Raw genomic sequence first — 20,823 nt, 5'->3', positions numbered from 1 at the left:
TCAGCCCAGCCGGTGACCCGTCACCGCCGACGCGAACGACCGCACCGCACCGATGACTTCGGCACGGGTACGGCGCCCCGCGAGGATCTCCATCTGGTAGCCGTCCTCCAGCGCCACGAAACTCGCCGCGAGCATCCTCGGCGGATCGGTGAGCGTGAACGTGCCCTGCGCCTGACCGAGGATCAGCACGCCGTAGTAGACCGCCGCCTGACGCTCCATCAGCGCACTGTCGAGGGCCGCCGCCTTGGGGTCGCGGAGGCTGCGCGGCCAGAACTCGAAGAGCATCCGCACGAGGCGGTCGTCGGGCCCGGACGCGACGCCGGACTCGATGCAGATGCGCAGGCGCTCGGCGGCGTCCTCGACGCCCTCGACGGCCGCCTCGCGGGCGCCACAGAAGCGCTCCATGGCCTGCTGGAAGGTCTCGTACATCAGCGCGTCGAGGTCTTCGTAGTAGTACAGGACCGCCGCCGGGGTGACCCCGGCCTCCTCCGCGACGTCCCGCAGCCGCAGGCCCTCCAGCCCGCGGCTCACCAGCGCCCGCTGGGCGGCCTCGCCGAGCTGCGCGCGCCGCCCGTCCTGGTCCTTGCGCCGTGCCACCGCGCCCCGACCTCCTTGTCCGCCTGAGTCCGCCCGAGTCCGCTTGAGTCCATTTGTGTCCGTTTGGGCACGCTTGGGTCCACGCGGGTCCGCCCGGGCCGTGCCGGGGTCCGCCGCGAGGGGCCCCGCCCATTCCCTGAAGTTGACCACAACGATACATAGCCCCCTCTTGACGGGATCCTGACAGGTTCCTTAAATGCTCGTTTAAAGAAACTCTCATTTAAAGAATTCCTCAGGAGGCGCTGTGATCACCGACCCGGTACGCGACGATCCGCCGCCGCACCCGTCCCCCGGCACCGGCCCGGCCCCGTCCGACAAGGGGCTGCGTACCGGGTCGGTCGGGCTCGCCGCCTCCGTCGCGCTCGGGCTGTCGTCGGTCGCCCCGGCGTACAGCATCGCCGTCACGCTCGGCTTCGTGACGCTCGTCGCGGGCGACTTCGCGCCGGCCGCGCTGCTGCTGGGGTTCGTCCCGATCCTGCTCACCGCGTTCGCGTTCCGCGAGCTGAACCGGGAGATGCCGGACTGCGGCACGACCTTCGTCTGGAACACCCGGACGTTCGGGCCGTTCGCCGGGTGGCTCGCGGGCGGCTGGGTCGTGCAGTGCGCGACGGTGATCGCGATGACGGCGTTGTCCCAGGTCGGCTCGACGTACCTGCTCGACTTCCTGGGCCTGCACTCGCTCGCCGACGACAGCCTCGCGGTCACCGTGACGGCGGCGGTCGTGCTGGCGCTGGTGACGGCCGTCGCCTACCGGGGCATCCAGCTCGCCGCGGTGGTGCAGTACCTGCTGCTGGGACTCCAGCTCATCGCCCTGGCCGGCTTCGGCGTCGCCGCCTTCGCGCGCGACGGCGCGGCGGCGCCGTCGCTGTCGTGGCTCAACCCGTTCGGCTTCGACGGCACCGGCGCCTTCTCCGAGGCCGTGCTGCTGTGCCTGTACATCTACTGGGGCTGGGACGCGCTGATCACGGTCAACGAGGAGACCACCGACAAGTCCCGGATCCCGGGGCAGGCCGCGGTCATCTCCACGCTGGTGCTGCTCGCGACGTACCTGTTCACCGCCTTCGCGGCGATCTCCTTCGCGGGCACCGGCACCGAGGGCCTGGGGCTCGGCAGCGCGGACAACGCCTCAGACGTCCTGGCCACCCTCGGGTCGCCCGTCGTCGGGGAGTCCTTCGCCAAGGTCGTGGAGCTCGCGGTCTGCGTCTCGGCCATCTCGGCACTGCTGACCTGTGTGGTCGGCAGCTCGCGCGCCACCCTGTCGATGTCGGCACACGGCGCGCTGCCGAGGTCGTTCGCCCGCGTGCACCCGCGCTTCCGCACCCCGACCACCGGCACCGTCTTCTTCGGCGCCGCGGCGGCGGCCACCCTCGCCGCGCTCACGCTGCTCTCCGAGGACTTCCTCGGCGACGCGATCCTGTGCATCGGGCTGCTCATCGCGTTCTACTACGGCGTGACCGGCCTCGCCTGCGCGTGGCACTTCCGGCGTACGCTGCGCGACTCGACGCGCAACCTGCTCCTGCGCGGCGTCCTCCCGGTGGCCGGCGGCCTGATGATGCTCGCCGCCTTCACCCGCAGCGCGTACGACATGTTCGACCCCGGCTACGGCTACACCTCGCTCGGCGGCGTGGGCGGCGTCTTCATCCTCGGCATCGGCACGATCCTGCTCGGCGCCGCCGCGGCGCTGTTCGCCCGGACCCGCTACCCCGGCTTCTTCCGCGACGGACGCCGCACCGTCACCGAAGTCACCGTCACCGACGAGTAGACCGGCCCCGGTCCCCTGCCCCGGGAACCCGCCGCGACCTCGCCCTCGACCTCCTTCGCACCCCTGGCTCCCTCGCCCCCTCGCAATCCCCTGGCCCCTTGCACCCCCGGCGACCACCCGACGCCACGAACTCCCGGAGACCCGGCACCTCATGCACCGCACACGCAAGCACACCGGCGACCGCACCCTTGCGATCGCCGCGCTCCAGACCGCCCCCGTCCCCCACGACCTGGACGCCACCTGGGAGCGCTTCGCCGCCCAGGTGCGGGCCACGAAGGTGACGTTCCCGCAGACGCAACTCCTCGTCGCCCCCGAGCTGTTCCTCGCCGCCGAGGCCCCGCTCCTGGAGGCACGTGCGGACTGGATGGAGGAAGCCGCCGTCCCGATCCCCGGGCCGCTCACCGACGACCTCTGCTCGCTGGCCCGCGAGACGGGCCTGTGGCTGGTCCCCGGCACCCTTTACGAACGCGCCGACGACGGCACCATCTACAACACCGCAATCGCCGTCTCACCCGACGGTGAGATCGCCGCCCGGTACCGCAAGGTGTTCCCCTGGCAACCGTACGAACAGACCGCTCCCGGCAGCGAGTTCGTCGTCTTCGACCTTCCCGCTCTGGACACCCGAGCGGGCCTCGCCATCTGCTACGACGGCTCGTTCCCCGAGACCGCCCGGCAACTCGCCTGGCTCGGGGCCGAGGTCGTCATCCAGCCCACGCTCACCACCACGCGCGACCGCGAGATGGAACTCGTCTGCGCCCGCGCCAACGCCTGGACCAACCAGGTCTACGTCGTCAATCTGAACGCCGCCGCGCCCGCCGCCGTGGGACAGAGCTGCATCGTCGACCCCGAGGGCACGGTACGCCAGCAGGCCGGACCCACCGACGAAGTCCTCGTCGACATCCTGGACCTGGACGCCGTCCCCCGCACGCGCACCCACGGCTCCAACGCCCTCAACCGCCCCTGGCACCAACTCACCGCGTACGGCCAGGACATCAAGCTGCCGATGTACGGCGGCACGTTCCACCCCTCCCCCCACATCTGACCCGCCCCCGCCCCGGCAGGCGGCGGCGCGCGCTACTCCAGCGCGGGTTCCGAAACGGCGTGCGGGCCCAAGGGCACGGCGCTCTCGCCGCACCAGCGTTCGACCGCGGCTATGCGCGGCAGACCTGCAGAAGCACCGGCACCGCAAAGGCCGACCACATCCGCCACCGGCTCGTCCCCGCGTCCGGTACCGCGACGACTCCCCACCCCGTCGGCTTCGCCCGGCGCAGGCGTGGTGTGCCGCCGACCACGAGGCGGGCGGAGCGGAATCGGCCCGAACCGACGACGACGCCGCGGGGCCGGACTCCCAAGTACCGTGCGCCGAACAGCAGCCACAAGGGCCATGTCCCCAGCAGCACGAGCAGGCTGCCCGCAATCGTCAACGGCAACGACGCGGAGGAGTCGAGCGGATCGGACTCCAGCGACACATAGACCAGCGCGGCGAACAGGGGTGCGACGGTCGCGGACACCACACGCTGGTTGCGTCGAAGACGCGCTTCGACAGGAGAGGTTCTCGGCACCGCGGGATCATCGCAGTGCGGATGCCCCGGGGCCACAGAGGCATCCGACCCGCGCGGCAGGCGTCCGACACGCCCGCCGGGTGATCCGCTCCGGCGTCGGATCGGACGCGCGCCGGGCCGTCTCCGACGCTCGCAATCTCGAACCGTCGGGTCAGTCCTTGCGGCCGGTTGCGGCGATCGTCACGCCCAGCCCGATCATGGTCAGGCCGCCCGCGCCCCCGACCGCGGCCAGGCGGCGCGGCGAGTCGGCGAACCAGCCCCGGGCGGTGGCCGCGGTCAGCCCCCAGATACTGTCGAAGACGATCGCTATGGCGTTGAACACCAGGCCCAGCAGCAGCATTTGCAGCACCACGTGACCCTGGCCCCGGTCGACGAACTGCGGGAGCACGGCGGCGAAGAACACGATGGTCTTGGGGTTGGCGACCCCGACCGCAAAGCCTTCACCCAGCGTGCGCCACGTCCCGTGGCGCGGGGTCTCGCCCGCGAAGGCCGCGTGCAGCGAACCGCGTTGGCGTATCGCCTTGACACCGAGATAGACGAGGTACGCGGCCCCGGCCAACTTCAGCATCGTGAACACCAGCACCGAGCGCTCCACGACCGAGCCGACGCCGAGGGCGACCGCCACGACCAGCACGTACGCGCCCAGCGTGTTGCCGACGACCGTCGTCAGCGCGGCGCGGCGCCCCTGCGCCAGGGCCCGGCCCACGACGAACAGGACGCTGGGTCCGGGAATGATGATAAGGAGGAAGGACATGGCCGCGAAGGCGAAGAGCCGGTCTGTGGACACCATGCGCCTATGGCTACCACGCCGCTCACGGGGACGGACATCGCATTTCCGCGCGACCTCCCGGCGTCACCCGATGGCGATGCGGGGATGCTGCGCCGGGTCCAGCCAGCGCAGTGTGGCGGCAAGGAAGTCCTGCGGCACGGACACGCAGCCCGCGGTCGCGCCGGAGCCGTTCACGTGCAGGAAGATCCCCGCACCGCGGTACCGCACCGCCGGGGAGCGGTTGAAGTCGATCACCACCGAGTAGCGGTACGCCGGGTCGTGCCGGGCGAGGCGCTCCGAGCCGTTCGTGGCGCTCTCCGGCAGGGTTCGGTCGAAGCCGCCCTGCGATCCGAGTCGCATCTGGTTGTAGTAGGCCGAGTTGTTGTCCTGCACCCACCAGTGGTCGGCACCCACACGCGTGTACGGCATCGCCGTGCCCGGGTCCGCGTTGATGCCGAACGCCTCGGTGAGGGTGTACGTCCCACTCGGTGTCGTACTCGTGTTCTGGGTGCGTGACGCCCCCGGCACCACGCCGTTCGCGCCGATCCGCGCGTTCTCGGTGACGGTCAGCCTGGTCCAGCTCCCGTCCGCCCGCCGCTGCCAGGTGGCGACCGTGGCGTACGAGCCGCGGGCCGTCACGGTGATCAACTGCCGGGCGTCGCCCAGCTGCACGGGCACCGGGAAAGCGGGCGGCACTGGCTTGGCGGCCGTGGTGGCGGGCGCGGGCGGCCGCGTCGTCGCCGCAGGCGGCGCACTCGGGCTCGCGGTGGTCGGCTTCGCCGTGGCCGACGGAGATTCCGCGGGGGGCGTCCCGGTCGCCGTGGGGGTCTCGGGAGCCGGTGGCGTGGTGGGCACCGTCGCCGGCGGGGCGCTCCCCAGGGACGGCGCACCGGTCGACACGTCCGGAGCCGAGACCGGCGCCGCGGCCGGAGCCGGCGTACCCGGTGCGGCGCCGCCACGGTCGCCACCGCCCCCGCAACCCGCCACTGCCGTCTGCACGATCACGGCCGCCAACAGCCACGTCGCCAGTCGCCGTGCTCGTCTCACGGGCCCCCCTGCTCGGTCGTTTCCGGCCACCCCGCCGCAACGCTATCCGGTACCCGCGTCTCCGGCTGCGGTCCTGGGACACGTATCCCGGCGCGTGCGACGATGAGCCGGTCGGTCCGACGTCGGCATGCGCGCGGGCGGCGACGCGGTGACGCGACGCCGCGGGCGCGCAACTGCGGTGAGGGGACGGTGTGCCATGTTCTATGCGTTCGGTTTCGAGCGTCTCGGCGTGATCGTGAGCGACCTGTACTTCGTCGATCCCGAGCCCGAGGAGGGGCAGGAGGGCGCGGAGCGGGGCGTACGCCTGGAGCTGCGCCTGCTCGCGGCGGGCGAACTGCACGGATCCATCTACTCCGCCCGGCCGATCACCGTCGACCGCCCGCTGTGGCGCGCCGACCTCCTGGAGTCCGTCGCCGGACCGGCCGGCAGTTTCGACCGGACGCACCACCACCCGCGGTTCGACGGATGGGAGCCCGGCCAGCGGGTGTTCGTCGAGGAGTTGTCCGCCGACCCGCTGGCGTGGGTGGCCAAGCGTCTCGCGGATCCCGAAGGGCTCCTCGCCGAGGCGGGCGCGGCACCGGACGAGATCACCCCGGCCGACGCGGCGGAACTACGCGCGGCCGTACCGCAGATCGTGGACGCCGTCCGCACCCTGCTCGACCGCATCCGGGCCGGCGAACTCGCCCTGCCCCCGGGGCCCGAGCCGGTCACCAACGCCCGCGTCAGCTGGCTCTGACCTGCCGCCGGACTTCGGCAACTGCCGGACTTCTCCGGCAACTTCCCCGAGCGCTCCGGCACTGCTCACCGTGACGCCAAGAACTCCTCGACGACGCGGTTGAAGGCCGCCGGCTGCTCCATGTTCGGGTAGTGGGCGGCCCCGTCGACGCGCACGAGACGGGCCTGCGGCACGGCCCGCAGGACGCGGTCGACGGGGCCCACGTCGCGGTAGGCCAGCGGACCGTCCTCGGACTCGAACATGCGTACTTCTCGACCTTCTCGCGGACGTCGAGATGAACGGCCGGCCCGGCGCGCGCAGTCCGAGTCCGGCACACCGCGTGGACCGCCGGACGAAACGAAGGGGAGCTTTCCCCGTACGGCCCTTCGGCATGCGGTTTAACCGCTGTGCGCGAGAATCTCGGGAACCACCGTGTCCCACAGAGCGCGCGGGAACACCTCGTGCCCCGTCGCGGGCATCGCGACGAACCGCGCTCCCGGAACCTCCGCGGCCAGCGCGTGACCGTGGCCGAGCGGGAAGAGCGGGTCCTCGGTGCCGTGCAGGACCAGGGTCGGCACCGCGATGTCCGCGAGCCGGGCCCGCCACGGCTCTCCGGCGTCGATCAAGAACGGGTTGGTGACCTGCGCCGCGATGGCGCCCGCCCGGTCGACCATGCGCTCCGCCGTCGCGCGCACGCCGTCCTCGTCGAACGGACGGGAGCGGCCGGCGAACGGGCGCTCCGCGTCGACCAGGTAGGCAACCACGGCCTCCCGGTCCGACCAGTCCGGACCCGCCTGCTCCTCCCCGGAGCCCTCGGCGAAGATCGCCGCGAGGGCCTCGGTCATCGGCGGCAGGTCGCCGGCCTCGTGGCCCGGCCCGCCCGGTGTCGAGGACGCCAATGTCAGTGTGGCCACGGACTCCGGGTGGTCCAGCGCCAGCAGTTGGCCGACGGCGGCGCCCTGCGACATGGCCACGACGTGCGTCGGGGCGATGCCGAGTGCGGCGATCAGCTCGGCCGCGTCGGCCACGAGCGTACGCAGGTCGTAGTCCGGCTCGCCCACCGGACTCGCGGTGGACCGGCCGGCGTCGCGGCTGTCGTACCGCACCACATGGCGGCCGCCGTGCACGAGGCGGGCGACGAACTCGTCGTCCCAGGCGGCGGCCGAGTGTCCGGCGCCGTGGACGAGCAGCACGGCCGGGTCCGCCGGATCGCCGAACGCCTCGGTGAAGAGTTCGACGCTGCCGCCCGCACCGACCTTGACGAACTGTTCCGTGCCGGCCATGAAGCACTCTCCTCGGAAAGATTCGTTACATGTAACCAACAACCTACACAGTGATCGATTACATGTCACGAACTTTTTTGTAAACTGGCCCCATGCCCTCCTCACCTCGAACCGCCGGCGCCCCGAAGCCAGGACCGGCACCTGGCGCGCCCGCGCGCCGGCCCCCGGACGCGGCCACGCCCCCGGAGACGGACGCGGACATCGCCGCCGCCTGGGACGCGTACCGCCGCCTGCACCAGTTCGTCGACGCCGCGGTCGCCCGCGAACTCGAGCAGCAGTCGGGCCTGTCCATGCCCGACTACGAGGTCCTGGCCGCGCTCGCCGCGATGACCGGCCCCGATTCCTGCATCCGCGTCCGGGGTCTCGCCGCCCATCTGCACTGGGCGCACAGTCGCCTCTCACGCCAACTCGGCCGCATGGAGGCTCGCGGCCTGATCGCCCGCGAGCCGTGCGAACGCGACGGGCGGGGCGACGACGTGGTGCTCACCGACCAGGGGCGCGAGGCGTACGTCCAGGCCGCACCCGGGCATCTGGCTTCCGTGCACCGGCACTTCACCGGTCTGCTGAGTCCCGCCCAGCGCGCCGCCCTCGTCGGCATCGAACGGACGGTCCGACTGGCGGGCACCGGACAGCCCACGGCCTGAACGCCGCTCGGCCGTGGCTCGGACCGCCGCCTGGGCCGGCCCTTCGGCCCCGGCGTTCGGACGTCCGTACGACCGGCCTTGTCACATCCCGGCCGCCACGCGCGTCAGTGCTCCGAGGGACCGCACAGGACGGACCGCGCGGCGCGGACGGTGCGGGTGACGGCGGAGGAGATGGCACGCATGGACGACAAGGACTTCCTTGCCGAGCGCTTCGAGGAGAACCGCGCCCATTTGCGGGCCGTGGCGTACCGCATGCTCGGCTCGCTCAGCGAGGCCGAGGACGCGGTGCAGGAGGCCTGGATCAAGCTGTCGCGGTCGAACGCGGACGAGGTGGGGAACCTCGGGGGCTGGCTGACCACGGTCGTCGGACGGGTCTGCCTCGACATGCTGCGTTCGCGTACCCACCGGCGCGAATCCCCGCTGGAGAGCACCCGCGTTCCCGACCCGATCGTGGGCAGCGCGGAAGGCGACCCCGAACACGAGTCCGTGCAGGCGGACTCCGTCGGGCTCGCGCTGCTCGTGGTGCTGGAGACGCTGCCGCCCGCCGAGCGGCTGGCCTTCGTGCTGCACGACATGTTCGCGGTGCCGTTCGACGACATCGCACCCATCGTCGGCCGTACGCCCGCCGCCGCCCGGCAGTTGGCGAGCCGCGCGCGACGGCGCGTACGGGGCCAGACACCCGAGCCGGAGGCGGACCGGGCCAAGCAGCGCGCGGTGGTCGAGGCGTTCCTGTCCGCCTCCCGCGAAGGCGACTTCGAGGCACTGTTGCGGGTCCTCGACCCGGACGTCGTCCTGCGCGCGGACGTCGGCGCGGGCAAGTTGGGCGTCTCGCAGGTGGTATGCGGCGCCCGGGCGGTGGCCGAACAGGCGCTCAGGTTCCGCGACTTCGCGCACGCGGGCCGGCTCGTCTCGGTGAACGGCGGCATCGGCATCGTCAACGTCCCCGAGGGCAGGCCGCTTTCGGTCGCGGGCCTCACGATCGCGGACGGCCGCATCATCGAGATGGACATCCTCGCCGACCCCGACCGCCTGGCCCGCCTGGACTTCGAGTTCCTGGAGGACTGACCGCCAACGCCCCCGAGGGCGCCGGCCCACGTGCCCGGGTTCCGCCAGACCAGGGCGGACCTTGGTCCCTAGTGCTGTGGCCTGGAAGGTTTGCCGGTTCCCGGTGTTCGGTGCCGCGCCGCCGGGCCTGGCGGCCCTCCCGAGCAAGGCGCAGGCCCGAAGCTCGTACTCGGTCGTACTCGCGAGGGTCTGCAACGCGGCGCTTGGGAGGGCCGTCAGGCCCGGAGGGGTGCCGGGCGCCGGGAACCGGTGAACCTTTCCGGTCACAGCACTAGGCGATGTGCGTCAGCGCCGTCGTCCACAGGAACACGAACAAGCCCAGCGCCACCAGGCCCAGGAGGAGGACGAACGCGGTGCCGACATGGCCGCGGTGGCGGATCGGACCGGTGACGCGGTCCGGGTCCTCGGGGTCGTACACGACCTCGACGCGTGTACCCGAACCGCGCACGGTGGCCCGGACCGCGGTGATCGACCGCGCCTCCCAGAAGCCGCCGTCCGTCAACGGGAAGCGGTAGACGGGCACTTCGGAGCCGCGGTAGCGGCCGCGGCGCAGTACCGGGAGGTGCTCGTACCGCATCAGGTCGCCCGTGACGCGCACTCCGCGCCGCCGCAGGATGAGCGCGTCGCGGATCGGCAGAAGGCCGTCGCGCAGGACACCGAAGCCCAGCACCGCGAGCACGAGGCCGATCGCCGCCATCACGAGGGCAGGCACCATCGCGGCATTGTGGCCGCCGAACGGCCCGGCGCGGTAGACCTCGTCAGCGCGCCCAATGCGCGGGCCTCCCGACGCGGACCGGAAGTCTCGTACGCGCGTCCCCGCGCGCCGCGGCGACCTGTGGCTGAGTCAGGAACACCGCACCGGTGAGGTCCGCCCCCGACACGTCGGCGTCGCGGAAGTCGGCGCCCAGCACGTCCGCCAGCCGCAGGTCGGCGCCGCGCAGATCGGCGCCGACCAGGTACGCCCCGCGCAGACTCGCCCCGCGCAGGTCCGCGCCGCGCAACTTCGCCCCCATCAGGTCGGCTCCCCTGCGGTTCTTGCGCTTTCCGCCGACCTCCGCGCGCGCGAGTTCGCTGGTCCGGGCCAGCAGTTCGCCGACCGGGGCGCGGTGCGCGGCGACGTCGAGGCGCGCGAGCTCACCGGGGCCCAGCAGAGTCAGGCGCTCGATCTCCGACAGGGCGCGGCGCAGGTCCGGGAGCAGCGGGCGGGCGGCGGGCAGTTCGACCGCTTCCGTGAGGTACCAGAGGAGTTCGTGCAGCTGCCGCATGACCGGGAAGACGTCGAACATCGGCCGGGCGACGTCCGGCGACCCACGCCACGACCGGCCGGCGAAGGTGATCTGCGAGACCTTCTGGCCCGCCCCGAAGCAGTCGAAGACCGTGCAGCCGGAGAACCCCTCGCGGCGCAGGGCGGCGTGGATGCCGCAGGTGTGGTCGGGGCGCAGGTTGCCGCACGGTGTGCCGCCGGGCTTGTCGGCGGCGAAGTCCGCCGACTTCGCGAAGGGCAGTGCGACGCAGCAGAGCGCAAAGCAGTTCGCGCAGTCCCCGCGCAGGTCGGCGGGGGCGTTCGCGGGCGGTGGAGCGGTGGGCACGGCGGCGGAGCTGTCCAGACCTGAGGGGGCGTGCGGAGGGCCTTACATCATGCAGAGAGGGGGCGTACGGGAAAAACCGTACACCCCCTCCTGCGCACCTCAGGCCCTCACGACCCGAGGTGCGGTCTCACGGGTCCCGCCGACAGGCCCCGTCGACAGGCGCCGTCGACACAACCGGCAGTCGAACCCGGCTGCCGGACCGGTCGTCGGATCCGGTTGCCAGGACCGGCTGTCAGAACTGGCCGCGCCGGTACAGCCCCACGACCGCGGCACCGCCGAGGCCGATGTTGTGGGTAAGGCCCACCTTGGCCTCGGCCACCTGGCGGGCGTCCGCCTCGCCGCGCAGCTGCCAGGTGATCTCGGCGGCCTGCGCGAGCCCGGTCGCGCCGAGCGGGTGGCCCTTGGAGATCAGGCCGCCCGACGGGTTGACGACCCACTTGCCGCCGTACGTGGTCGCGCCGTCCGCGATGAGCTTGCCGCCCTCGCCGTCCGCCGCCATGCCGAGCGCCTCGTACGTCAGGATCTCGTTGATCGAGAAGCAGTCGTGCAGCTCGATGACGTCGACGTCGTCGATGGTCAGCCCGGACGTCGCGAAGACCTTCTCGGCCGCCGCGCGCGACATCGGCTTGCCGACCACGTTGATCACCGAGCCGTCGAACGCCTCGCCGGTGTCGGTGGTCATGGTCTGCGCGACGATCTCGATCGCCTTGTCCTGGAGCCCGTGCTCGATCACGAACCGCTCGCTGACCACCACGGCCGCCGCCGCGCCGTCCGAGGTCGGCGAGCACTGCAGCTTGGTGAGCGGCTTGTGGATCTCGCGCGCGGCCAGGATGTCGGCGAGCGAGTACTCGTCCTGGAACTGCGCGTACGGGTTGTTGACCGAGTGCTTGTGGTTCTTGACCGCGACGAGGGCGATCTGCTCCTCGGTGGTGCCGTAGCGGTCCATGTGCTCGCGCGCCGCGTTGCCGAAGATCTGCGCGGTGGGCGGCGTCATCTCGAACGGGTACGCCTTGGCCATGATGCCGTAGTGGCGGCCGACCGGGCTGGTGGCGAAGCCGCCCTCGCCGGTGCCGCCGCCCATCGCGCCCTTGGTCATCTTCTCGAAGCCGATGGCGAGCACACAGTCGTTGAGGCCGCCCTCGACGAACTGACGGGCCATCATCAGCGCCGTGGAGCCGGTCGCGCAGTTGTTGTTGACGTTGTAGACCGGGATGCCGGTCAGGCCGATCTCGTACACGGCCCGCTGACCCTGCGTCGACGCGCCGAAGCTGTAACCGACCGGGGCCTGCTCGACGAGGTCGTACGAGATGCCCGCGTCGGCCAGCGCCTTCTCGCCGGCCTCCTTGGCCATGTCGTAGTACTGCCAGTCCTTGCTCTCCGGCTTCTCGAACTTGGTCATGCCGACGCCGACGATGAAGACCTTCTTGGACACGGAACCGCCCTCCCAGAAAAAGCTAGACTCGATCAAGTTACTTCTCGGCGGGCGCCGGGTCACGGGGCAGACCGAGAATTCGTTCGCCGACCACGTTCAGCTGCACCTGCGTCGTACCGCCCGCGATGGTCAGGCAGCGGCTCATCAGGAACCCGAACGAGGCGCGCGCGCCGGCGTCCTCGTCGACCGCGCCCAGCGCACCGAGGATCTCCAGGCTCAGTTCCGACTCGCGCTGCTGGTGGGGCGTACCGACCAACTTGCGCACCGAGGCGCCCGGGCCGGCCTCCAGGCCGGAGATCTGCGCCATCGTGGTGCGCAGGCCGATGAGCGCGAGCGACGACGCCTCCGCGATCAGCGCGCCCAGGCGTTCGCGATAGCCGCCGTCGACGAACTCGCCCGCGGGGCCCGCGACCGCCGCGACCAGGTTCTCGATGCCCGCACCGAACGACGAGTCCGCGCCCATGTGCACGCGCTCGTTGCCGAGCGTGTTGCGCGCGACCTGCCAGCCGCCGTCGACCTCGCCGACCACCATCTCGTCGGGGACGAACAGGTCCTCGATGAAGATCTCGTTGAACATCGCCAGGCCGCTGATCTCCTTCAGCGGCCGAATGTCCAGGCCCGGCGAGGCCATGTCGACGATGAAGTACGTCAGACCGTCGTGCTTCGGCTTCTCCGGCGACGTGCGGGCGAGCAGGATGCCCCACTCGGAGTCCTGGGCCCGAGACGTCCACACCTTCTGGCCGTTGATCAGCCAGCCGCCGTCGACCTTCGTCGCGCGCGTGGTGAGCGACGCGAGGTCGGAACCGGCACCCGGCTCGGAGAACATCTGGCACCACTGGAAGTCGCCGCGCAGCGTCGTGAGCGCGAACTTCTCCTGCTGCTCGGGCGTGCCGTACGCGAGGACCGACGGCAGCACCCAGTTGCCCATCGTGATGTCCTTGAGGCGGACGCCCGCGGCCTTCATCTCCTGCTGGATCACCAGCTGTTCGACGGCGCCGGCGCCGAGCCCGTAGGGCGCGGGCAGGTACGGCGCCGCATAGCCGGTCGGCGCCAGCGCGATGCGTGCCTCGGCGGCGTTCTTGCCCACCGCCGGTGCGATGGCCGCGCGGGTCCGCTCGCGCAACTCCTCGGCGTCCTCCGGCAGATCGAGTACCAGCTCGCGGCGGGCGCCCGCGGCGGCCAGCTCGGTGACGCGCAACTTGTGGGCGGCGCCCGGGCCCGCGTACTGACGCAGGGTCAGCGCGCGGCGCAGGTAGATGTGCGCGTCGTGCTCCCACGTGAAGCCGATGCCGCCGAGGATCTGCACGCAGTCCTTGGTGGTCGTGAACGCGGCCTCGATCGCGTACGTCGCCGCGATCGCGGCGGTGAGCCCGCGCGTGGCGGCGTCCTCGCCGAGCGCACGTGCGGCGTCCCAGGTGACCGCTCGCGACTGCTCGACACGGACCAGCATGTCGGCGCACATGTGCTTGACGGCCTGGAACTGGCCGATGGGCCGCCCGAACTGCTCGCGCACCTTGGCGTATTCGGTCGCGCAGTCGAGCGCCCACGCGGCGACGCCGCACGCCTCCGCCGACAGCAGGACCGCGGCGTGGTCGCGGACCAGCGCGGCGTCCACACCGGACAGCACGCGGGACGCGGGGACCGTCACGGCGTCGAGGACGACCTCGGCACTGCGGCGCGTCGGGTCGACGCTCTTCAGCTCGCGGATCGTGGTCGAGGCCGCGTCGACGACGAACCACACGTCGGCGCCGTCCGCGCGGCGGGCCGCCAGCACCAGCAGGTCGGCGGCCACCGCACCGAGTACCGGCTTCGCCGTGCCGGACACGGTCAGGCCGCCCTCGGCGGACGCGGCGGTCAGGCCGGACGGCTCCAGCGCGACGGCTGCGATCGTGGCGCCCTCGGCTATGCCGGGCAGCAGCTCCTTCGCCAGTTCGGCCGACCCGGACGCGCCGATGACGGCGGAGGCGAGCACGGTCGGCAGGAAGGCGCCGGGGAGCATGGCGTACCCGGCCTGCTCCAAGGCGACGGCCGCCTCGACCGTCCCGTAGCCCGCGCCGCCGAACTCCTCGGCGATGTGCATGCCGAGCAGGCCCTGCTCGGCGAGTCCCGCCCAGTGCGGGGGGCGCTCCTCGGCCCCGGCCTCCAGGGCGCGGCGTACCTCGCCGATGGGTGCAACACGTTGCACCCATCCGCGCACCGACTCCTCAAGAGCCCGGTGCTCCTCCGTGATCCCGATCGCCATGTGCCCTCTCCAGTGCTCTCGCTGTACGTCCGTACCTGCGATGCGTGCGATGCCCGCGAAAACGCCGCCGTCGCCGCGATAGTAGAACGCGTTTCATTTGATGGGGAGGGCCGAAGCCCCGTACGACGCCGGATGTGGCCCTCGACACGGCAGCCCGCGGAGCGCTGCGGCAGGATGATCGCCGACACGCCCCGAAGAAGACAGGGGCGCCGAGGTTCAAGAGCAGGGGACCGCATGACGGACCGCACCACGGACCGCCCCGCCGCCGACGGCGGCGCCATCGACCCGCGCGTGCTGGACGCCTTCGACTCGGCCGTCGGGTTCATGCCCGCCGACGAGGGCGCCGCGCTCTACGCGGCGGCAGTGGAGGCGGCGAAGGTCGGCCCGCTCCTGGAACTCGGCACGTACTGCGGGCGGTCCACCATCCTTCTCGCGGCGGTCGCGCGCGACGCCGGCACGGTCGTCGTGACCCTCGACCACCACCGGGGCTCGGAGGAGCAGCAGCCGGGCTGGGAGTACCACGACCCGACGCTGGTGGACCCCGAGGTCGGGGTCATGGACACGCTGCCCACCTTCCGCCGCACTCTGTTCCGGGCCGGCCTCGAGGAGTACGTGGTCGCCCTGGTCGGACACTCGCGCGCCGTCGCCCCGCTGTGGAACACGCCGGTGGGCATGGTGTTCATCGACGGCGGCCACACCGACGAGCACGCGAACGGCGACTACGAGGGATGGGCGCCGCACGTCGCCAAGGGCGGACTGCTGGTGATCCACGACGTGTTCCCGAACCCGGAGGACGGCGGCCAGGCGCCGTACCGCGTGTACCTGCGGGCGCTCGCCTCGGGTGCCTTCACGGAGGCCGCGGGGCACGGGTCGCTGCGCGTGCTGCGGCGTACCGGCGACGGGATCTGATCCGTCGTCAACCGGCCGCCCGGTGGCGGCCGGGTCCGCGGCCGGCCCTGAGTCAGGGCCGCCACCTTGTCGTCTCGTCGACAAGCCGTTTGGCGGCTTGTCGACGAGGGGTGAGGGAAGTCCGGCAAACATCAACTAAGTCAGTGACACGGCCGTGTCCGAGGCGGGACACTAAGTGCCCCGACGAGGTCCGTACGTGACGGGATCCGAAATGGCCGAGGGCGAGCACTACGAGCGGGTTTGGGATCCGGCGACGCGTCGCTGGACAAGCCGCCCGGCGGATGGTGGGACCCCGGGGGCACCCGCCGAGGACCCATCGACAGCGGACGGGCGCGTACCGGATGGGTCGGCGCCGGACCGGATCGCGCACGACCGGGACGCGAACGACCCGGCCGCACAGGACCAGCCGACGCAGGACCGTCCTGAGCAGGACCAGCCGACGCAGGACCGGCTCGGGCAGGATCGGCCGGCAACGGATCCGGCGACGCGGGACTGGTTGGCCAAGGGGCGCCGCGCCGTCGGAGGGCCCGCGTCACCGCGTGCGCCCGGAGCCGCGCCTGCCGGGGGACCGCCGCCGAGACCCGGCGGCCCGCCACCGAGACCGACCCAGGCACCGAACGTCCACCTCGGTCCCGCGCGGCCCGCCGCGGGCGCGAACCCCCCGGCCCCGGAGGCGGGGACACCGCCCGGACCGGGCGCCGCGCAGGCGACCGGCCCGTGGTCTCAGCCCACCGTCCGCGGCCCGGCCGCGCTGCCGCCGGGAGCGGCGGGACCGCCCACGCTGCCCGGCCCTCCGGGCTCGCCCGCTTCATCCGGTTCGTCCGGTACGCCTGGCTCGCCGGACGCGGCCGCCCCGCTCATGCCCGGTGATGTCGCCTCGGGAGACGGCGACGAGGTCTCCCCCGGCTGGTTCGCCCGTAGCCAGGAACCGCCGCGCATGCCGCGCGGAGCGACCTTTGCCGACGCCGCCGCGGGTCCGCGCACCCCGCCCCGCGGCATGCCCGTGCCGGGGACGCCGCCGCGCGGCACGCCGAGCCCCTTCGGCCCGGGCCCCTACACTCCCCCGCACGGAACACCCGGACCTGTCACGGCCGCCGGAATGCCGACCTCGTCCGGCAACGTTTGGGCACCGATCCCGCCGGCCCCGCCGGCGGGCGGTCCCGGGGGTCCGGGCGGGACCGTCGGCCGGCCCTTGCCCGGTCAACCGCCTGCGCCCGAGCACGGTTCGGGCGGCTCGGGCGATTCCGGCGGTTCGAACGTCCGGATCCTCGCCGTCATCACCGCGATCGTGGTCCTGCTCGCCGTCGCGATCACGGTGGTCGTCATGCAGCCGTGGCAGGACGACGACGGCGCCACCGTCGCCGACTCGTCCGGCCGCCCGACCGCGGGCCCCGGTCACTCCGGCGGGCCCGGGCGTACCACGCAACCCGCACGGCCCGGCGACAGCGCGAACCCGTCCGGCAACACCTCTGCGTCGCCCGGGAGTTCGCCGTCGGCCTCGGCGTCGCCCTCCGCGTCCCCGTCGGCCTCGGGCGACCCCGGCACCCAGGCCGCCGCGCTCAGCGGACTGCTCGACAACAGCGGCGCCTCGCGCCAGTCGGTGATCAACGCGGTCAACAACGCCAGCGGCTGCACGGCGCTCACCGCCGCGGCCTCCGACCTGTCGCGCGCCGCGGACTCGCGCAACGCACTGCTCGCCGAACTGGACACGCTCAAGTTCGACGCGCTGCCGGAGGCGGCCCCCGCGCTCTCGGCCCTGCGTACCGCGTGGCGGGAGTCGGCGAGTGCCGACGCCCACTACGCTGCTTGGGCGCAGGCCCAGGCCGACAGCGGATGCGGGGCCGGGCAGACCAGCAAGGATGCCGGGGACGCCGCGAGCGGCCGGGCGACCGCCGCCAAGCAGGCGTTCGTGCAGGCGTGGAACGACATCGCGACCCGCTTCGGACTTCCGACAAGGACCGAACTTGCCATCTGATCCGTCCGATCCGTGGGAGCCCTGGGACGGCCCGCCGGCCCCCAGGCGCCAGGCCCGCGACCGCCGCGAGGCCGACCGGAGGCGTACCCGCGTCACCGTCGGTGTCGCCGTCGCCGCCCTGGCCCTCGTCGGCGGTACGGCACTGGCGGTCGGCTGGCCGGACGGCGACGGATCCGACGCGGTCTCCGCCGCATCCTCGTCGCAGATCTCCCTGCCGGATGCAACCTCCCCCCTCAGCACGGGAGTTGGCATGCCCTCCGAACCCGTACCGCCGCGGGCCGACGGCCTTCCGCCGAATGTCCAGGGCCCGCCCGCGTCCGTTCCCGGCCCGCCGCCGCCTGCGGTTCCGCCGAGCACCGCGCCGCCGCCCGGGACGGGCGCGCCGGACGCCAGACCGCTCGCGGGCAAGACCGTGGTGATCGACCCGGGCCACAACCCCGGCAACTCGCGGCACACCACCGAGATCGGCCGCCAGGTCGAGGCCGGCGGATTCCGGAAGAACTGCGACGAGACCGGCACCGAGACCAACGGCGGTTACACCGAGGCGGAGTTCACCGTCGACGTGGCCAACCGTACGCGCCAGGTCCTCGTCGCGCTGGGCGCCGACGTGGTGTTCACCTGGGACGGCGACCGGCCGTGGGGCCCGTGCGTGGACGAACGGGCACGTATCGGCAACGACGCGCACGCGGACGCCGTGGTGTCGATCCACGGCGACGGCGCGACGTCCGGCGGCACCGGGTTCCACGTGATCGTGCCCGCGAAGGTGCAGGGCGGCGGGTCGGACACCGGCCCGATCCTGGTCCCGTCGCGAGCCCTCGGCGACGCGCTGGCCCAGGCGTTCGCGCGGAGCACCGGCGCGAAACCGTCGAACTACGTGGGACAGAACGGCATCGACGTACGCGACGACCTGGGCGGGCTGAACCTGTCCACGGTGCCCAAGGTCTTCATCGAGTGCGGCAACATGCGCAACGCGGGTGACGCCGGCCGCATGACCGACCCCGTCTGGCGCCAAAAGGCCGCCCAGGGGATCGCGTTCGGCATTCGCGACTTCCTGATGAAGGGGACGTGAACCGGACGCCCCGACCTGCACGCAGCAACGAACTTCCGTAAGCTCCCCCGGACCCGTCAGCCGTGACGGTCGGCCGCACTCCGAACGCGCGGCGGCGTACGGGACATCCGGGAACCTCGCGCCTACGTCCCCCATCGCGACATTGAGGAGAACCGTGAACCAGAGAGGCATGACACGGGGAGACGGTCTCGTCTTCGTCTGTGTCGCCCTGATCTTCGGCATGTCGTTCGCACCGTATTTCAAGGCCTCGGCCGGCGGCTCGGGCCGGTCCAGCGGCTTTGACGACGACGACAGTTCGAGCGGCGGCGACACGCTCAGCGTGAACGCGTGGGCGCAGGACCACTGGCCGCTCATGGCCGTGGTGATCCTGCTTCCGTTGATCTCTTTCGTGCTCCTGGTGGCGCATCGGTACATGGTGAACGCCGACCAGCGCCCCGTCGGCGGGCTGACGCTGCGTCAGTGGGCCACCGCCTTCGCCGTCGTCGCCGCGTGGGCCGCGTTGTGGTCGCTCGGCGGCAACGTGTTCGGCAACGCGGACGAAGCGTTCGAAGGCTCCAACATCGACCTGGAGCACGGCTTCGGGGCGTTCGTGATCCTGCCGTTCACGCTGATCATGGCGCTGCTGCTGATCGTCATCGACCGCATCCCGGGGCTCGCCTACCCGCTGTTCATCGCCGCGCCGGCGTACCCCGCGGGGTACATCCCGCAGCAGCCGGGTCAGCCGGGTCAGCCGGGCTACGGCACGGGCATGTACGGCGCGCCCGTCGTGCCGCCCGGGACACCCGTCGCGCACATGCCTCCGCCGATGACCCACGGAGCCGGCATGCCCGCAGCGGCGCCTGCTCCGATGCCCGCTCCGGCCCCCGTACCGTCCTCCGGCTCGGGCCCGGGCTCGGCACCGGGCTCCGGCCCCGGCTCGACGCCCGGCTCGACCCCGGCTCCGTCCGCCGCAGCCGACTTCGCGCAGTTCTGGCTCGCGGTGCCGGAAGAGCGCCCGCTGCTGCCCGTGGGCGGCCTCGACAAGACCCCGGTCGCCACCCTGGTGCCCGGCAGCTGGTACCTCGCCGTGGAACCCGCGGGCGACGGCCTGGTCGTGGAGGTGGACGGAGTCCGAGGTGTGCTGTGGGACACCTCGGGTATCCAGCGCGGAGAGTAACGACACCCCGACGCAAGACGAACTTTTCCTATGAATCCGGGCCTTGCCGCGTCGCCCCCCGACCGGCGGGACACCCGCCCCCGACCGGATCTGGCACAGTGTCCGACCGGAAGACATCAACCCCATGCACCGGCAGCGCGCGGGGGCGCGGCCGGTGCGGCAATTCGGGTCGCCCCCGTACCCTGGCGGCGCCCACCCCCTCGGGAGGAGACCCCAACTAGTGGATATCAAGAAACTCACTCGCGGTGATGCGATCGTCGCGGTCGCAGCGCTGCTGATCTTCATCTTCTCGTTCCTGGCGTACATGAAGGCCGAAGTCGGCGACTTCTCGCGCAACGCCTGGGCCAGCGAGCTCGCCCCGGTCGTGACGTCCGAGGTGATCATCCCGATCGCGGCGGCCGTGCTGTACATCCTGGGCGGCCTGCAGCCGCGTCCGCAGGTGCTGTTCGGCCTGACCCTGCGTCAGTGGGCGGTGCCGCTCGCGATCGTCACGCCGCTCAACGCGCTGTGGTCGCTCGCGGCCATCCCGGACGGTGCCGAGGCGGGCATCGGTGCGATCTTCATCATCATCGCCTCGCTGATCCTGGCCGGCGGAGTCATCGCGAACGAGATGGTTCCGGCCCTCAAGGCCCCCCTCGGCCTCGGTGGCGGCGGTTCGGCCGCTCCGGCGGGCGGCTACGGCGGCCAGCAGGCCCCGTACGGTGCCCAGCCGCAGCAGGGTGCCCCCTACGGCGCCCCCCAGCAGGCGCAGTACGGCGGTGCCCCGGCGCCGGCCCCCGCGCCCGCGGCGGCCGACCCGTCCTTCCAGCCGTACTGGTTCTCGGTGCCGGACCAGCGCCAGCTGGTCGACGCGCAGACCAACGCCCCGGCCGGGTCGCTCAACCCGGGCGTGTGGTACCTCGCGGTCGCGCAGCACGGCCAGGGCCTCCTGGTCGAGGTCGACGGCGTCCGCGGCGTTCTGTGGAACGTCTCGGGGATCCAGAAGTCGTAGTCCGGGCCACCACGGC

Annotated in this window: 21 protein-coding genes; 10 read left to right on the top strand and 11 right to left on the bottom strand. The window is 72.4% G+C overall.

From position 1 onward, the window contains the following. A complete protein-coding gene (locus tag ACWD12_RS15920; RefSeq protein WP_450100012.1) occupies positions 1 to 597 on the bottom strand; it encodes a TetR/AcrR family transcriptional regulator in 597 nt (198 codons plus the stop codon). A 244-nt stretch (positions 598 to 841) separates the two neighbouring features. On the opposite strand from ACWD12_RS15920, the gene ACWD12_RS15915 reads away from it, so the two are divergent. Together ACWD12_RS15915 and ACWD12_RS15910 are read left to right on the top strand one after the other, a co-directional pair. Continuing rightward, a complete protein-coding gene (locus tag ACWD12_RS15915) occupies positions 842 to 2,359 on the top strand; it encodes an APC family permease (RefSeq protein WP_450100011.1) in 1,518 nt (505 codons plus the stop codon). Between the two features lie 151 nt (positions 2,360 to 2,510). Further along, positions 2,511 to 3,401, top strand: a complete 891-nt coding sequence (locus ACWD12_RS15910) for a carbon-nitrogen hydrolase family protein (protein ID WP_450100010.1) — start codon at positions 2,511 to 2,513, stop codon at positions 3,399 to 3,401. 109 nt (positions 3,402 to 3,510) lie between these two features. On the opposite strand, the gene ACWD12_RS15905 is transcribed toward ACWD12_RS15910, so the two are convergent. The 3 genes from ACWD12_RS15905 to ACWD12_RS15895 all read right to left on the bottom strand — a co-directional run bounded on the left by ACWD12_RS15905 (position 3,511) and on the right by ACWD12_RS15895 (position 5,368). Next, the gene (locus ACWD12_RS15905; protein WP_450100009.1) at positions 3,511 to 3,870 is read right to left on the bottom strand and encodes a hypothetical protein; all 360 of its coding nucleotides are present in this window, start codon (positions 3,868 to 3,870) and stop codon (positions 3,511 to 3,513) included. 202 nt (positions 3,871 to 4,072) lie between these two features. After that, positions 4,073 to 4,711, bottom strand: a complete 639-nt coding sequence (locus ACWD12_RS15900; RefSeq protein WP_450100008.1) for a LysE family translocator — start codon at positions 4,709 to 4,711, stop codon at positions 4,073 to 4,075. Between the two features lie 63 nt (positions 4,712 to 4,774). After that, positions 4,775 to 5,368, bottom strand: a complete 594-nt coding sequence (locus tag ACWD12_RS15895; protein WP_450100007.1) for a L,D-transpeptidase family protein — start codon at positions 5,366 to 5,368, stop codon at positions 4,775 to 4,777. A 565-nt stretch (positions 5,369 to 5,933) separates the two neighbouring features. Between ACWD12_RS15895 and ACWD12_RS15890 the strand changes: the two genes are divergently transcribed. Beyond that, positions 5,934 to 6,473: a hypothetical protein gene (locus ACWD12_RS15890; protein WP_450100006.1), complete on the top strand. Its 540-nt coding sequence runs from the start codon at positions 5,934 to 5,936 to the stop codon at positions 6,471 to 6,473. Positions 6,474 to 6,538: 65 nt separating this feature from the next. Here ACWD12_RS15890 and ACWD12_RS15885 read toward each other — a convergent pair whose 3' ends face one another. Next, a complete protein-coding gene (locus ACWD12_RS15885) occupies positions 6,539 to 6,715 on the bottom strand; it encodes an alpha/beta fold hydrolase (protein ID WP_450100005.1) in 177 nt (58 codons plus the stop codon). Between the two features lie 135 nt (positions 6,716 to 6,850). Beyond that, positions 6,851 to 7,735, bottom strand: a complete 885-nt coding sequence (locus ACWD12_RS15880) for an alpha/beta fold hydrolase (protein ID WP_450100004.1) — start codon at positions 7,733 to 7,735, stop codon at positions 6,851 to 6,853. Positions 7,736 to 7,827: 92 nt separating this feature from the next. On the opposite strand from ACWD12_RS15880, the gene ACWD12_RS15875 reads away from it, so the two are divergent. After that, positions 7,828 to 8,379: a MarR family winged helix-turn-helix transcriptional regulator gene (locus tag ACWD12_RS15875; protein ID WP_450100003.1), complete on the top strand. Its 552-nt coding sequence runs from the start codon at positions 7,828 to 7,830 to the stop codon at positions 8,377 to 8,379. Positions 8,380 to 8,559: 180 nt separating this feature from the next. After that, on the top strand, positions 8,560 to 9,444 hold the full coding sequence (gene sigJ, locus ACWD12_RS15870; RefSeq protein WP_450100002.1) for an RNA polymerase sigma factor SigJ: 885 nt from the start codon (positions 8,560 to 8,562) through the stop codon (positions 9,442 to 9,444). A 271-nt stretch (positions 9,445 to 9,715) separates the two neighbouring features. Here sigJ and ACWD12_RS15865 read toward each other — a convergent pair whose 3' ends face one another. The 4 genes from ACWD12_RS15865 to ACWD12_RS15850 form a co-directional block, all read right to left on the bottom strand. Next, a complete protein-coding gene (locus ACWD12_RS15865; RefSeq protein WP_450100001.1) occupies positions 9,716 to 10,159 on the bottom strand; it encodes a DUF3592 domain-containing protein in 444 nt (147 codons plus the stop codon). A 43-nt stretch (positions 10,160 to 10,202) separates the two neighbouring features. Beyond that, positions 10,203 to 11,033 (bottom strand): pentapeptide repeat-containing protein, encoded by an 831-nt coding sequence (locus ACWD12_RS15860; protein ID WP_450100000.1) that lies wholly within the window; start codon positions 11,031 to 11,033, stop codon positions 10,203 to 10,205. Positions 11,034 to 11,265: 232 nt separating this feature from the next. Then, entirely contained in the window at positions 11,266 to 12,465 is a 1,200-nt protein-coding gene (locus ACWD12_RS15855) for a lipid-transfer protein (RefSeq protein WP_450099999.1), read from the bottom strand. Between the two features lie 37 nt (positions 12,466 to 12,502). Then, complete coding sequence (locus ACWD12_RS15850; protein WP_450099998.1) at positions 12,503 to 14,707, bottom strand: acyl-CoA dehydrogenase; 2,205 nt, start codon at positions 14,705 to 14,707, stop codon at positions 12,503 to 12,505. 234 nt (positions 14,708 to 14,941) lie between these two features. Here ACWD12_RS15850 and ACWD12_RS15845 point away from each other — a divergent pair, with 234 nt between their 5' ends. Further along, on the top strand, positions 14,942 to 15,616 hold the full coding sequence (locus ACWD12_RS15845) for a class I SAM-dependent methyltransferase (RefSeq protein ID WP_358351519.1): 675 nt from the start codon (positions 14,942 to 14,944) through the stop codon (positions 15,614 to 15,616). A gap of 723 nt (positions 15,617 to 16,339) precedes the next feature. Here ACWD12_RS15845 and ACWD12_RS15840 read toward each other — a convergent pair. Then, the gene (locus tag ACWD12_RS15840) at positions 16,340 to 16,645 is read right to left on the bottom strand and encodes a hypothetical protein (RefSeq protein ID WP_450099997.1); all 306 of its coding nucleotides are present in this window, start codon (positions 16,643 to 16,645) and stop codon (positions 16,340 to 16,342) included. Between the two features lie 163 nt (positions 16,646 to 16,808). Here ACWD12_RS15840 and ACWD12_RS15835 point away from each other — a divergent pair, with 163 nt between their 5' ends. The 4 genes from ACWD12_RS15835 to ACWD12_RS15820 all read left to right on the top strand — a co-directional run bounded on the left by ACWD12_RS15835 (position 16,809) and on the right by ACWD12_RS15820 (position 20,807). Further along, the gene (locus ACWD12_RS15835) at positions 16,809 to 17,591 is read left to right on the top strand and encodes a hypothetical protein (RefSeq protein ID WP_450099996.1); all 783 of its coding nucleotides are present in this window, start codon (positions 16,809 to 16,811) and stop codon (positions 17,589 to 17,591) included. Then, a complete protein-coding gene (locus tag ACWD12_RS15830; RefSeq protein ID WP_450099995.1) occupies positions 17,581 to 18,660 on the top strand; it encodes an N-acetylmuramoyl-L-alanine amidase in 1,080 nt (359 codons plus the stop codon). Before ACWD12_RS15835 ends, ACWD12_RS15830 begins: the two co-directional genes overlap by 11 nt. A 169-nt stretch (positions 18,661 to 18,829) precedes the next feature. Further along, the gene (locus tag ACWD12_RS15825) at positions 18,830 to 19,816 is read left to right on the top strand and encodes a hypothetical protein (RefSeq protein ID WP_450099994.1); all 987 of its coding nucleotides are present in this window, start codon (positions 18,830 to 18,832) and stop codon (positions 19,814 to 19,816) included. Between the two features lie 220 nt (positions 19,817 to 20,036). Continuing rightward, a complete protein-coding gene (locus tag ACWD12_RS15820; protein ID WP_358351531.1) occupies positions 20,037 to 20,807 on the top strand; it encodes a hypothetical protein in 771 nt (256 codons plus the stop codon). Positions 20,808 to 20,823: the final 16 nt, after the last annotated feature.

Source organism: Streptodolium elevatio (genome assembly GCF_053592165.1).
The sequence above is the reverse complement of the archived record's forward strand: the minus strand, read 5'-3'. Positions and strand labels throughout refer to the sequence as shown.